The following is a 13,123-nucleotide window of genomic DNA, read 5'->3' as shown; positions in this document are numbered from 1 at the left end:
CACGCGGCGGGGAGACGCAGGCAGGGGATGACGACAGCTTCGATGCTCGAGGTGCCGCCCTTAGGGCGCAGCGCCCGCTTTGCGCCCGGCTTCGGCCAGCGGGTGCTGCTGACGGTCGACACCGAAGAGGAGTTCGACTGGCGCGCCCCCTTCCGCCGCGAGGGCTATGGCCTCAGCCATGTCGAGGCGATCCCGCGCTTCCAGGCCTTCTGCGAGCGGCTCGGCGCGCATCCGGTCTATCTCGTCGACTGGCCGATCGTGCAGGACGCGCGCGCCGTGGAGATCATCGGCGATGCGCTGCGGCGCGGCACGGCCGAGGTCGGCGTGCAGCTTCACCCCTGGGTCAACCCGCCCTTCGAGGAGGAAGTCAGCACTGCCAATTCCTTTGCCGGCAATCTGCCGCAGCGGCTGGAGGCGGCGAAGTTCATGGGGCTGCGCGATGCGATCGAGGCCGCCTTCGGCGCCGCACCGCTGATCTACCGCGCAGGGCGTTACGGCCTCGGGCCGAACACCGCCGCGCTGCTCAAAGAGGCGGGTATCCGCATCGACACCTCGGTGCGCTCGCTGTTCGATTACAGCCATCAGGGCGGGCCCGATTACAGCAACCACCCGCTCACCCCCTACTGGGTCGATCCCGAACGGCAGCTGCTCGAACTGCCGGTGACCAGTGCCTATTGGGGGCCCTTGCGGACGCTTGGCCCGCTGATCCACCGCGTGCAGCGCCACGTGCCGACGTTCTTTTCGGGCTTTTCGCGCTTGCGCCTGCTCGAACGCATTGCGCTCACCCCCGAGGGCGTCTCGGCGGCCGAGGCGCTGCGCGGCGTGGACCTGTCGATCGATGCCGGGCTGCCGGTGCTGGTGCTCTCGTTCCACAGCCCGACGCTGGCCCCCGGGCACACGCCCTATGCCTCCACCGAGGCGCAGGTCGAGGCGCTCTATGCCTGGTTCGAGACGGTCTATGCCCATCTTGCCGCCCGCGGGGTCCGCAGCTGCACCATTGCCGAGATCATCGGCGCAAGCCGCGCATAGCCGCGCTTGTCGCGCTTGTCTCGCGGCGCCTCGCAGAGTAGGGTTGGCGGATTGCCCTGCCCTGCCTTCCGGCGCAAGCGTTGCGCAACGGGCCTGTAGCTCAGCGGTTAGAGCTGGCCGCTCATAACGGCTAGGTCGCGGGTTCGAATCCTGCCGGGCCCACCGGGGCGGGTCAGTCGGGGCGAATGCAAAGTGTCGGGGAGTAGCGCAGTCCGGTAGCGCGCCTGCTTTGGGAGCAGGATGTCGCAGGTTCGAATCCTGTCTCCCCGACCATTTTCCACGCAGATTCCCGTTCTGAAACGGCTGTTCCCGGCCGATCCAGACCGTCTGGCCATCGACCCGGGCATCGAGCCAGGCATTTCCTCCCCGACCGGTTGAGGTCAGGCGCCTTTTTTCGCACTTGCCTGAACCATCGCCGAGCCCTCGTGTCGCATCGGCTGCCGGAAGGCCATCGGCACGGCGTCAGCCCTGCGGCTGTACGTGCGAATTCGGATATGACCTTTGCATGTCTAAAGGATTGCATCTGGCATGAGCGTCATCGGTCGACAAATTCAGGAAGCAGGCAAATGACTGCACTTCTCTCCCGGTACCGTGATTTGAAGTTCACCGCCAAGGTGACGACGCTCATGACGCTGGCATTGCTGGCGCTGGCGCTGGTGATTTTCTGCGTGATGAGGTTCCAGCTGTCATCCTATGCCGAACAGGACGCGGCCGAGCGGCAGGAAGTCAACATGCGGGTCGCCCATGATGTCCTGCGCCGCTATGGCGATGGCTTTTCGGAGATCGGTGGCAAGCTCCATGTCGGCAATCGTCCGCTCGAAGGGTTCTACGAGCCTGTCGACCGGGTGAAGCAACTGGTGGGCGGCACGGCGACGATCTTTCACCGTGAAACCCGCATCGCAACCAACGTCAAGAAGCCCGACGGATCGCGCGCGATCGGCACCAATCTGACCGATGACGATGTGCGCCAGGCGGTGCTGGTACGGGGCGAATCCTTCCGCGGGGAGGCCGACATCCTCGGCGTCGCCTATTTCACCGCCTATGATCCGATCAAGGACGGCGAGGGCAAGGTCATTGGCATCATCTACACAGGTATCCCGAAATCGGAGTTTCTGACCACCGTATCGAGCGCGACATTGACCGTTGCGATTGCGAGCGTGATCGTGACGGTCCTTGTGGGGTCCCTTGCCTTCTTCGTGCTCACCCGGACCTTTGCACCGCTGACGCAGCTGTGCGGACTGCTTGACCGGCTGCGCCAGGGCGAGAATGCCTTTACGGTGGAGGGCACCGAGCGGCGGGACGAGATCGGCACCATCGCCCGGGCCATTGCCGCTTTCCGCGAAGCCGTGATCGCCCGGCAGGAAGACGAAGCGGCACAAAGGCAGGTCGTCAGCGCCATCGGCGATTCGCTCGGGCGGCTGGCCGAGGGCGATCTGACCGCCAAGATCACCACCGCTTTCCCCGGCGCCTACGAACCAATCCGCAATGACTTCAACCGCGCGACCGCTGCGCTCTCCAGCGCCATGGCGAACGTGATCGGGACCAGCCGCGCGATCCATTCGGGTGCCGGCGAGATCAGCCAGGCCTCGGACGATCTTGCCCAGCGGACCGAACACCAGGCCACGCGTCTGGCCGAGGCTGCGGCGGCGATGGACGAGATCACCGGCAGCGTGCAGGGCTCGGCGCGCAATCCCGCGATCGCCCGTGACAATGTCAACCAGACGCGCACCGATGCCAAGAAATCGGCAGAGGTCGTAAACGATGTCATTGCCGCAATGCGGGCGATCGAAGCCTCGTCATCGGAAATTTCCCAGATCATTTCGGTGATCGACGGCATTGCTTTCCAGACCAATCTGCTGGCCCTGAACGCCGGGGTCGAAGCCGCGCGCGCCGGCGAGGCGGGCAAGGGCTTTGCGGTGGTCGCAGGCGAAGTGCGCGAGCTGGCCCAGCGCTCCGCCCAGTCGGCCACCGCCATCAAGGCACTGGTCGCCAGCTCCAAGGACGAAGTCGCGATCGGGGTCGCGCGGGTGCAGCAGCTGGTCACGCTGCTCGCTTCGCTGGTCGGGCGCTTCTCGGACATTGCCGGGCAGGTCGACACAATCGCCCAAGGCTCGCAAGGCGCTCTCGAGGCGGTCCGCCGGATCAACGCGGCGATGGGCCTGCTCGACCGCGGGATGCAGCAGAACGCGGCGATGGCGGAGGAGACCAGCGCCGCCTCGGTCGAACTGCTGCGCAGCGCCGAGGACCTCAGTGGACAGGTATCGCGCTTCCGCAGCGACGAGGCGCAGACCGCCACCCCGCCGCTCAGCCGCGCGGCCTGAGCGGGCTATTCGGCCGGCAGCGGCGCAACCTCGGCAGCGGCGCCGGGGGCAAGCGCGTCAGGCGCGGCGGCCCGCAGGCGTCCGGCGCGCTGGAGCAGGAAGAACACCAGCGCCGCGCCCGCCAGCGGCAGGTAGAAGAAGATCAGCCGCCAGGTGCTCATCGCCGCGACCAGCACGCCTGCGGCAACGAAGGGCGCGAACAGCAGCAGGAAGCCCGCCTCCGCCCCGCCCGCGCCGCCCGGGGTCGGCACCACCGAACTGATCGACTGCACGAGATATTGCAGCAGCCAGTAGAGCGCGGGATGCCAGTCCTGCCCGAAGGCCGCGAGCACGATCCCCGCGATCGAGAAGCGCGCCAGCCACTGCGCCAGCGCCAGCACCAGATTGACAAGCGCCATACCCTTGCCGCGGCGCATCACGCCCAGCCAGTCGCTCACCACATGCGCGCCGAAATCGCGCGCACGGACGGCAAGCACAGTGGCACGGGCGCGCGGGCCCTCGCCCAGCAGGCCGCCTGCAAGCGCCGCCCCGAGCGCCGCGATCAGCACCGCCACGCCGCCGGCGATCCACGCGACCACCGCAAGGTCGGTCTCGATCTCGTTCACCAGCCCCGGCTGCCGGCCGAGGAAATCGACCAGCTGGAACCCGCTCGAGGCAAGGCACAGCGCCGCCAGCGAGGTCATCACCAGCGTATCCTCGGCGGTCTGGAGCGAGATCAGCGTCGCCGCACGGCGCGCCGCCACGCCCTCGCCCAGCAGGAACAGCATCTTGATCGGCATCCCGCCCGCAGCCGAAGGCGTGATCGAATTGGTGACCATCGTGCCGGTCACCACCTTCAGCCCCCCGCGAAAGCCGAGGCCGAGGCCGAGGAACCGGCCCCACAGGGCAAAGCGCAGCGAATTGGCGAGCATCGGGACGAAGGCAAGGCCCGCCGCCGCCAGCAGCAGGCCGGGCGCGACCAGCCGTCCGGCCAGGTCGATCCCGCCCAGCGACCACACCAGCACCGCGACATTGGCGAGCGCCACCAGCGGCAGCACCGAAAGGGCGATCGTCAGTGTGCGCCGCGGCAGGCGCTGCCACGGGGCAAGCGCGGCCTTTGAGGTTTCGGGATCGCTCAAGAGACGTTCAAGGCCCGCTTCGCTGGGCCGAGCGACGTCGCCCCGATCCGGGCATCGCGCGCGGCAAGGGCGGCGGCATATTCGACATTGATGAGCTGTTCGAAGGTCTGCGGCCAGCGGTTGTGCGCAGCAGCGAGCGCGAGGCTGCGCTGGCGGCGCCCGGCGTAATCGTCGCGCCACACCGCCTCCACGCCGCGCGCCATCGCCACCGGGTCATCGACCGGGCCAAGCACGCCGGTGCCTGCCGGCACGCGTTCGGGCATCGCGCCGCCCGCGACGCCGACCACCGGCAGCCCCGAGGCCTGCGCCTCGAGCACCGAGATCCCGAAGGTCTCGTCGGCCATGCCGCTCACGTAGATGTCGGAGGAGGCGAGCGCGCGGGCCAGCGCGGAACGATCGGTCTCGTAGCCGGGGAAGGCGATGGGAAGCCCGCGGGCCTCCTCCATCAGCACCTCGCGCAGCTTGCCGTCGCCCATCAGCACCATGCTGGCGCGCATCTCTCGCGGAAGCTGCTTGAACATCTCGACCAGCACATAGGCGCGCTTTTCGTTGTCGAGACGCCCGGCATAGATCAGCAGCGGACCGCCATTGTCCGGCAGGCCCATCTCGGCGCGGAAAGCCGGATCGCGGTGCGCGGGCGAGAAGATGTCGATATCGACGCCCAGCCCCAGCACCCCGGTGTTGTGATAGCCAAGCCCCCCCAGCATGCCGCGCGCTTCCTGGTTGAGGGTGTAGACCCGGTCGAAGCGGTGGTAGGTCATCCACGCGTAGAAATAGGCGACATTGCGGAAGAAGCTTGCAGGATAGTGGCCCGACAGGTCCTTCATCACGCGGTAGACCTGCGCGTTGGGAAAGTCGGTGCGGTATCCCGCGACCAGCGCGGTGTGCGGAAAGCGCCGGCGGTGGCGGATCGCGATCCACGGCAGGACCCACGGGCACAGGCTCTCGATGATATCGGGCTGGTATTCTTTCAGGAGCGCAAAGACCGCGTCATTGCGGTTGATCCAGCGGTAGTTGGGACTGCCCCACACCAGCGGCGCGCCGACTTCGGCGAGGACCGTGCGACCTTCCACCGTGATCCGGTCCTCGGGCCCCGGCACGATCTGGAGCAGCCGGTGCTCGGTATTGTTCTGGAAGTATTTCTTCTTTTCCTTCAGGTAGGTGGAGATGCCTCCACCCCCCGTGGGCGACCAACTTTGGGTGAGGTCGCAAATCAGCAGATCTTTCGCCATGCACACGCCTTCTTGCGCTCTGCCGCGGATGCCGGAGAGGAGCCATGGGCGTGGGGGGGCGCAAAGCAGGCTCGGGCACGCGGCGGGGTTGCGCACCTTTGCCCGCCCTGCGTGTCTTTAGCGCGACGGTTTGCAGTCAATTCAATGGCGGATGGCCGACCATAACGTGACCGCGATGCGTCAATCCTGTCAGAATCGCGCTATTTCATCACCGCAGGAGCGGACGGAACGGGGCTGCCGGTGAGGATCGCGGTGTCCTCGCCCGCAAGGATCCCGACGACCTGTGTCCAGACCGCGACGTTCTGCCGCAGCTGGACGATGTCGATCTTGTCGAGCGTATCGTCGGGGGTGTGGTGGAGGTCGAAATAGCGGGTGCCGTCCTGCTGCAAATCGACCAGCGCGCCCTTCTGGTCGCGCACGATGTTGAGGTCCGCACCCCCGCCGGCAACATCGGTGCCGCTCGACACGCCGAAGCGCGCGACCGCGGCGGCAATCTTCTTGTGCAACTCGGGGTTGGTGGTCCGAAAATTCGAATCGAAGCGCCAGATCCGGTCCGCGCCGAAATCGCTTTCGAGCCCGACGGCGATGGGCTCGCCGATGTGCGCCTTGCTGTAGGCAGCGCTGCCGAACAGGCCGACCTCCTCGGCGCCTGCGAACAGCACGCGGATGGTGCGAAGGGGCGGCCCGGCGCGTTCGACGTTGATCGCTGCGCTCGCGATGATCGCACAGCCCGCGCCATCGTCAATCGCCCCCGTGCCCGGCCACCAGCTATCGAGATGGCAGGCGAGCAGCACCGGCGGGAGCGAGGGATTGCGGCCGACGATCTCGCCCACCACGTTGCCGCTCTGCGTCTGCCCAAGGAAGCGCGGGGTCAGCACCAGTTTCATGGTGATCGGCCTGCCATCGGCGCGCTTGAACATGCGCTCGAGATTCGCCGCATCGGGATTGCTCAGCGCGCCCGCCGGGGTGGGGGCGACGCCCTCGGGGAAGTCCGTGCCGCCGGTGTGCGGGTTGCGGTGATCGTCGGTGCCGACCGACTTGATCACGGTCGCCAGCGCGCCCTTCTTGGCCGCGATCCCCGCCGCGACCCAGCGCGTGGGGCCGGCAAAGCCGTATTGGCTGCCGTCCTGTGTGCGGGTCATGGCGTTGCTCACATAGGCGATCTTGCCCTTGAGGCTGCCCTCGGGCGCGGCCTGCAATGCGGCGACGCTCCTGAACATCACCACTTGGGCGGTGATCCCCTCGGGCCCGGTCGAGGCCGTGTCCCCCAGCGGCGCGATGGCGAAGCTTTGCGGGAAGGGGCTGACGATCTCTGCCCGGCCCGGCTCGCCGGGGACCCAGGTGGGCATCATGTAGGGCTCGTCGGCGATATTCTGGAAGCCCTTGGCCTTGAGCCAGGCCATCGCCCAAGCGCGCCCGCGCGCCTCGGCCTCGGTGCCCGCCTGACGATGTCCGACCTCGGTGGTGATCCCCTCGACGAAGTCCCATGCGTCGACATCGGCCTGCAACGCGATGTCGGCGGCCTGCTCCAGCGTCGGGCGCGGCGAAGGGGTGTTGGCGAGTGCCGGTGCGGCGAGCGAGAGCGCGGTCAGCGCGAGCAGGGAGGCCTTGGTCATGGCGCAAGGTGCTAGGCCCGCCCCGCCAGCCTGTCTAGCCGCTTGCCCTTGCCCCTCCCCTTCCCTATCTGCGCTCGCAAATCCTGACCCATTCCAAGACCCGAAGGACACGCCAGATGGCCGCCCAATACGCCTATGTCATGAAGGGCATGACCAAGACCTTCCCCGGTGCGCCCAAGCCGGTGCTGAACAACATCTCGCTCCAGTTCTACCAGGGCGCGAAGATCGGCATCGTCGGCCCCAACGGCGCGGGCAAGTCGACCCTCATCAAGATCATGGCCGGGATCGACAAGGATTTCACCGGCGAGGCCTGGCCGGGTGAGAACATCACCGTCGGCTACCTTGAACAGGAGCCCGAACTCGATCCCACCAAGACCGTGCTCGAAAACGTGCGCGAAGGCGCCAAGGAAACCGCCGATCTGGTCGCGCGCTTCAACGAAGTCAGCGCGCTGATGTGCGAGCCCGATGCCGATTTCGACGCGCTCGGCGCGGAAATGGGCGAGCTTCAGGACAAGATCGACGCGGTCGATGGCTGGACGCTCGACAACCAGCTCGAAGTCGCGATGGAAGCCCTGCGCTGCCCGCCCAGCGACTGGCCGGTCAAGGACCTGTCGGGCGGCGAGAAGCGCCGCGTGGCGCTCACCCGGCTCCTGATCCAGAAGCCCTCGATCCTGCTGCTCGACGAGCCGACCAACCACCTCGATGCGGAAAGCGTCAAGTGGCTCGAAAACCACCTCAAGGACTATGCCGGCGCGGTGCTGATGATCACCCACGACCGCTACTTTCTCGATAACGTGGTCGAATGGATCCTCGAACTCGATCGCGGCTCCTACTACCCCTATGAAGGCAACTATTCGACCTACCTCGAGAAGAAGGCCAAGCGTCTGGAGCAGGAAAGCCGCGAGGAAAGCGGCAAGCAGAAGGCCTTGCAGCGCGAGCTCGAGTGGATCCGTCAGACGCCGGCCGCCCGCCAGACCAAGTCGAAGGCGCGTATCCGCAAGTTCGAGGAGCTTCAGAACAGCCAGGACAACCGCGCCGTCGGCAAGGCCCAGATCGTCATCCAGGTGCCCGAGCGGCTCGGCGGCAAGGTGATCGAGGCTAAGGGCATCTCCAAGGCCTATGGCGACAAGCTGTTGTTCGAAAACCTCTCCTTCATGCTCCCCCCGGGCGGGATCGTCGGCGTGATCGGCCCCAACGGTGCGGGCAAATCGACCCTGTTCAAGATCCTGACCGGCAAGGAAACGCCCGACAGCGGGACGGTGGAGATCGGCTCGACCGTGCGGCTTGGTTACGTGGACCAGAGCCGCGACCATCTCGATCCCAAGAATAACGTCTGGGAGGAAATCTCCGACGGGCTCGATTACATGAAGGTCAACGGGCAGGACATGTCGACCCGCGCCTATGTGGGCGCCTTCAACTTCAAGGGCGCCGACCAGCAGAAGAACGTCGGCAAGCTTTCGGGCGGTGAACGCAACCGCGTGCACATGGCAAAGATGCTCAAGCAGGGCGGCAATGTGCTGCTGCTCGACGAGCCGACCAACGACCTCGACGTCGAAACGCTGGCCGCACTGGAAGACGCGATCGAGAACTTCGCGGGCTGCGCCGTGGTCATCAGCCACGACCGCTTCTTCCTCGACCGCCTCGCCACCCACATCCTCGCCTTCGAAGGCAACAGCCATGTCGAATGGTTCGAAGGCAACTTCGAGGCGTATGAGGAAGACAAGCGCCGCCGCCTCGGCGATGCGGCCGACCGCCCGACGCGGGTGGCTTACAAGAAACTGACGCGCTAGATTTGTCTGCGGGCAGAGGGGTGGCCTAGCCCCGGCCCGCAGTGTCCACCGTCAGCCCTTCGATGGTCGCGGAATAGAGCATTTCGCCGAACGGCACATCGATCTGCCCATCATCGCCACCGCCATCCGCCTCGCTGCGCGGGTTGGCGTGGCAGAGCACGCGGTTTTCGTTGAGATCGATCACCCAGTATTCGGGCACCCCGGCGCGGGCAAAGAACTGCTCCTTGAACCCCAGATCCTTGGCGAGGGCTTGCGTCGGCCACGTCGATCACCAGCTTGAGCGCACCAAGCGGGACGATGCCCTGGCCTTCGGGCGCGTCGGCTACAACGATGTCGGGTTCGGGCACGTCGTCGTCGGACAGGCGGGCTGAGACATCGATCAGGGCCGTCAACGGCGAGCCGCAGTCACGCAGAGCCGTGCGGATGGCGAAGTAGACGTCACCAACGGCGCGTGCGTGCGGACGGTGCTTGGGGCTCATGTAATACACCTCGCCGTCAAACGACGCGGTATCGCGGTCACCGAATGCTCCCTTGCGGTCGAGCAGGAGATACTCCTCCACCGTCAGCCAATGCCGGGTCGCCGGGTCGAGAAAATCGTGGGTTGTCATACCCTGACATCATCACGAGGGGATGCACACAGCCAAGCGCGTTGCGGAAACCCGCATCCTTTACCCGTTCTTAATCAGACTTACGTCACTTTACCTAGCGACAACACAGGTCGCGAAAAGGGCAACGGGGCGTGATGACGGGAATCGAAGTGCCACTCGAAGTGGCCGCCATGCTGTGCGCGGGATGCTCTGCGGCAGGCGTGCTTGCCGGTAACCTGCGCGCCAAGCGCAGGCTCGACCCGCGCCGCGCGAAGCCCTCCGATCCGCTGCGCGCGCTCCACAAGCCAGAGGTTCTGGCCGAGGCGGTCGATCTGGCCGCACGGCGCAATGCCCTGCGCGACGGCTCGCAGGCCGTGCTGCACGGGCGGATCGATCAGCTCGGCGCGCTCGGCACGGTCTGGAACAGCGACACCCATGCCGAAGTGCGCGCCCATGTCGCAGCGGTGATGCGCGCCAGCCTGCGCCGCGGCGACCGCATGGCGCAGGGGGGCAAGGACGGCTTCACCATCACGATCGCCGGCGCCGACGAGCGTGCCGCGGTGCGCATCGCCGATCGCCTGCGCCGCCGCCTCGCCCAGCTGCGCCTGCCGCAGCTCGGCAGCGAGGCGCACCTCACCGCGAGCTTCGGGGTGGCCGCCAAACGCTTCGGCGATGCCGACGATGCGATCATGCGCCGCGCCCGCCGCGCGCTCGATGAGGCGGTCGCCAAGGGTGCCGACCATGTCGTGCCGGCGAGCGAGGTCGAGGAGATCATGCTCCTGCCCGCGCCTGCGCCATCGTCCGCGCCCTCCGCAGCACCAGCCCCCGGCCCCTCGGCCTCGGCTGCCTGACCGCTCAGGGCGAGACCCAGCGCCCCGCCCAGGCCGCAGCGCCGTCTGCGGCTTCGCGCGTGAATTGTGCGCGCAGGTGCCCGGTATGGGCAAGATACAGCCAGTCGAGCGCGGTCAGCGTGATCGCCAGCAGCGCGAAATTCGCGCGCGCGGGGAGCAGCTGCGTCTCGTCGGGCTCCACCCCCGCGAACTCGGACGGCAGGCCCGAAGTCGGCCGGTCCGACCCTGCACCCGGCCCCTCGCCCAGATAACAGCGCCGCGCAAAGCGGGTGCTGGCGTTCCACGCGGCATCGACCTCGGGGCCGGTGCGCAGGATCTCGCCGGTGCCGCGCGCGCGGATCTGGATCTTGGCGCCCTTGTCGTAGAACAGCACCGCGATGCGCGGGTCGGCCGCGATCGCGGCAGCCTTGGGCGCGCGGGTATCGGTGTGGAGCCGCAGCCGCCACGCCGCCGCATCGAAGGCGCGCAGCACCATCACCCGGGCATCGACATCGGCCGTGACGATCACCGGCGTGTGCATTGGCGACTTGCGGTCGCGCGGCGCGCGAATCAGGCGGTCGCGGCAATCGGCGAGGCAGGCATCGAGGCTCTCGAACATGGCGCCCGCCTTTGGCGCCAAAGCTGCCTGCGTCAAGCGCGCGAGGACGGGTGTTCAGCCACCACGCATTTTTTCTGAACATCGGCGAGCCGGTTCATCGCTGCGACAGTCTGTTGGCGCTATCCGGACGGGATGACAACAAGCCTGTGGTGGGCTGGCGATACTGGAGGCTCTTGCCATGAGGACATTTCTTTCCCCGTTTGCGCGCACGGGCGGATCGCTGGCCGCGCTCGCTGCGGCGCTCGCGGTCGCACTTCCCGCCGCGCCCGCCGCTGCCCAGGAGGAGGAACGCGCGCGCCCAGTGCGGGTCGAGCGTGCCGCGCCGCGCGCGGAGGTGACTGGCCGGCCGCAGCGCATGGACCTGCCGCGCGCCGATGCCCCGCGCCCCGAGCCGCGTCAGGCTCAGCGTTTCGAGCGCCCCGCTCCGCCGCCTGCGCAGGCCGCGCCCCAGCGGCCGGCTTCGCGCGGCTTCGGCGGCGAGGTGTTCGACCGCACGCAGGCCGCCCGGCAGATGGCCGAGCGCGAACAGCCGCGCGGCCGTCCCGAGGTCCGCGGCGATGCCCGCGGCGACCGCGGCGACCGCGGCGGCGGACGCCAGGGCGACGGATGGCAAGGCCGTCCGCGCGACGGTGGCCAGGGCGCCCCGCAAGGCGGCGGCTGGCAGGGTCGCCCGCGCGATCCGGTTCAGGCCGCCCCGCAGGCAGGATCGCGCGACGGTCGGCCCGGCAGCTGGCAGGGCGATCGCCCGCGCGATGGCGAGGTCCGCGCCCGCGGCGGGCGCGGCGGGCGCGGTGACGGCGGTTTCGAAGGGCAGGTCGGCGACATCGCCCGCGACGCGCGCCGTGCCAACCAGCGCGGCGACTGGCGCCGGGATGATGACCGCCGCGGCGAATGGCGCGGGGACCGTGACCGGCGCGACGGCTGGCGCGGGGACCGCCGGGCCTGGCGTCAGGACGACTGGCGCTGGGGCTGGAACGGGCGCCCGGGCTGGGACAGCCGCGATTTCCGCCGCTGGGACAACCGCTGGCGCGACAACCGCCGATACGACTGGTACGATTTCCGCCGCAGCAACACCTTCGTGTTCCGCCCGGGCCCGTATTACGCGCCGTTCCGCAGCCACCGCTACAGCCGGCTGAGCATCGGCTACTTTCTCGACAGCCTGTTCTTCCAGCCGCGCTTCTTCATCAACGATCCGTGGGCCTACCACCTCCCGCCGGCCTACGGGCCCTACCAGTGGGTCAGGTATTATGACGATGTGGTGCTCGTCGATATCTACACTGGCGAGGTCGTAGACGTGATCCACGACTTCTTCTGGTAGGTCTTCACCAGATAAGGGCAGCCCCGCCGGAGCGATCCGGCGGGGCTTTCCCGTCGCAAGATCAGCCGCGCGCCGTGCCGAAGGGCAGCATCCGCCAGAGCGTCCCGTCCTTGTCGAGCACCGTGTGCTTGACCGCGGCAAGCGCGTGGAGCGCGGCGAGCACCAGCAGCGCGATGCCCGAGGCGCCGTGAAGCTCGAAGATGGTTTCGCCCAGATCGGGGTTCTGCGGCACCGGCAGAGCGGGAAGGCTGACCAGGCCCCAGATGCTGATCGGCTCGCCGAAAGCCGAAAGCGCGATCCAGCCGGCCACCGGCATCACCAGCAGCAGCGCGTAGAAGGCAAAGTGGACGAGCCTCGCCAGCGTCCGTTCCCACGGTGCGTGGCCGCTGACCGGCGCGGGCGGCGGGCTCGCCTGCCGCCACGCCAGCCGCACCGCCACGATGATGAAGATCACCACGCCCAGCGCGAAGTGATTGGCCATGATCTGCCCGCCCGCCTCGCGCGTCGGGGCCTCCTCGGCCGCCTCGCTCAGCCGCCACTGCACGATCACCAGCACCGCGATGAGCCAGTGCAGCAGCATGGCGAGGCCCGAATATTTGGTCTTGGCGTTGAGGCTCATGTCTGTCCCTTCCGATGCACCCCTGATACCGTCCAGCCTAACAG

The 13,123-nt window shown here is 67.8% G+C and carries 12 protein-coding genes, 2 tRNA genes and 1 pseudogene; 8 read left to right on the top strand and 7 right to left on the bottom strand.

Features of this window, described 5'->3' with window-relative positions; translation table 11 throughout:
* Positions 1–27: 27 nt before the first annotated feature.
* The 4 genes from D620_RS0112330 (at position 28) to D620_RS15325 (ending at position 3,350) form a co-directional block, all read left to right on the top strand.
* Positions 28–1,029 (top strand): polysaccharide deacetylase family protein, encoded by a 1,002-nt coding sequence (locus tag D620_RS0112330; RefSeq protein WP_017666125.1) that lies wholly within the window; start codon positions 28–30, stop codon positions 1,027–1,029.
* An 89-nt stretch (positions 1,030–1,118) separates the two neighbouring features.
* Positions 1,119–1,191: transfer RNA gene (locus tag D620_RS0112325), tRNA-Ile, on the top strand.
* Positions 1,192–1,225: 34 nt separating this feature from the next.
* Positions 1,226–1,302 (top strand) — tRNA-Pro (locus tag D620_RS0112320).
* 293 nt (positions 1,303–1,595) lie between these two features.
* Positions 1,596–3,350 (top strand): methyl-accepting chemotaxis protein, encoded by a 1,755-nt coding sequence (locus tag D620_RS15325; RefSeq protein ID WP_196795287.1) that lies wholly within the window; start codon positions 1,596–1,598, stop codon positions 3,348–3,350.
* A 5-nt stretch (positions 3,351–3,355) separates the two neighbouring features.
* Here D620_RS15325 and D620_RS0112310 read toward each other — a convergent pair whose 3' ends face one another.
* The 3 genes from D620_RS0112310 to D620_RS0112300 form a co-directional block, all read right to left on the bottom strand.
* A complete protein-coding gene (locus tag D620_RS0112310) occupies positions 3,356–4,468 on the bottom strand; it encodes a lysylphosphatidylglycerol synthase domain-containing protein (protein ID WP_017666123.1) in 1,113 nt (370 codons plus the stop codon).
* The gene (locus D620_RS0112305; RefSeq protein WP_017666122.1) at positions 4,465–5,700 is read right to left on the bottom strand and encodes a glycosyltransferase; all 1,236 of its coding nucleotides are present in this window, start codon (positions 5,698–5,700) and stop codon (positions 4,465–4,467) included. The genes D620_RS0112310 and D620_RS0112305 overlap by 4 nt, the downstream gene beginning before the upstream one ends.
* Before the next feature lie 200 nt (positions 5,701–5,900).
* Positions 5,901–7,316, bottom strand: coding sequence for a M20/M25/M40 family metallo-hydrolase (locus D620_RS0112300; protein WP_017666121.1), 1,416 nt, complete (start codon positions 7,314–7,316; stop codon positions 5,901–5,903).
* A gap of 116 nt (positions 7,317–7,432) precedes the next feature.
* Between D620_RS0112300 and ettA the strand changes: the two genes are divergently transcribed.
* Complete coding sequence (gene ettA, locus D620_RS0112295; RefSeq protein ID WP_017666120.1) at positions 7,433–9,106, top strand: energy-dependent translational throttle protein EttA; 1,674 nt, start codon at positions 7,433–7,435, stop codon at positions 9,104–9,106.
* 25 nt (positions 9,107–9,131) lie between these two features.
* Here the strand turns inward: ettA and D620_RS16440 are convergent, their stop codons facing one another.
* Complete coding sequence (locus D620_RS16440; RefSeq protein WP_017666119.1) at positions 9,132–9,305, bottom strand: hypothetical protein; 174 nt, start codon at positions 9,303–9,305, stop codon at positions 9,132–9,134.
* A 25-nt stretch (positions 9,306–9,330) separates the two neighbouring features.
* On the opposite strand from D620_RS16440, the gene D620_RS16675 reads away from it, so the two are divergent.
* Positions 9,331–9,477 (top strand): hypothetical protein, encoded by a 147-nt coding sequence (locus D620_RS16675; protein WP_196795291.1) that lies wholly within the window; start codon positions 9,331–9,333, stop codon positions 9,475–9,477.
* Here D620_RS16675 and D620_RS16940 read toward each other — a convergent pair.
* Positions 9,415–9,714 (bottom strand): annotated as a pseudogene (locus D620_RS16940) (Uma2 family endonuclease); the annotation flags it as partial. The gene D620_RS16675 and the pseudogene D620_RS16940 sit on opposite strands and share 63 nt — an antisense overlap.
* 134 nt (positions 9,715–9,848) lie before the next feature.
* Between D620_RS16940 and D620_RS0112280 the strand changes: the two are divergent.
* Entirely contained in the window at positions 9,849–10,544 is a 696-nt protein-coding gene (locus tag D620_RS0112280; RefSeq protein ID WP_017666117.1) for a GGDEF domain-containing protein, read from the top strand.
* A 4-nt stretch (positions 10,545–10,548) separates the two neighbouring features.
* Here D620_RS0112280 and D620_RS0112275 read toward each other — a convergent pair whose 3' ends face one another.
* Complete coding sequence (locus D620_RS0112275) at positions 10,549–11,142, bottom strand: pyridoxamine 5'-phosphate oxidase family protein (RefSeq protein WP_017666116.1); 594 nt, start codon at positions 11,140–11,142, stop codon at positions 10,549–10,551.
* A 178-nt stretch (positions 11,143–11,320) separates the two neighbouring features.
* Here D620_RS0112275 and D620_RS16070 point away from each other — a divergent pair, with 178 nt between their 5' ends.
* A complete protein-coding gene (locus D620_RS16070; RefSeq protein ID WP_017666115.1) occupies positions 11,321–12,460 on the top strand; it encodes an RcnB family protein in 1,140 nt (379 codons plus the stop codon).
* Positions 12,461–12,521: 61 nt separating this feature from the next.
* Here D620_RS16070 and D620_RS0112265 read toward each other — a convergent pair whose 3' ends face one another.
* Positions 12,522–13,079: a cytochrome b gene (locus D620_RS0112265; protein WP_017666114.1), complete on the bottom strand. Its 558-nt coding sequence runs from the start codon at positions 13,077–13,079 to the stop codon at positions 12,522–12,524.
* Between the last annotated feature and the right edge of the window lie 44 nt (positions 13,080–13,123).

Source organism: Porphyrobacter sp. AAP82 (assembly GCF_000331285.1).
Taxonomy (GTDB): domain Bacteria; phylum Pseudomonadota; class Alphaproteobacteria; order Sphingomonadales; family Sphingomonadaceae; genus Erythrobacter.
Note: the sequence above shows the minus strand (reverse complement) of the source record. Positions and strands in the feature narration are given on the sequence as shown.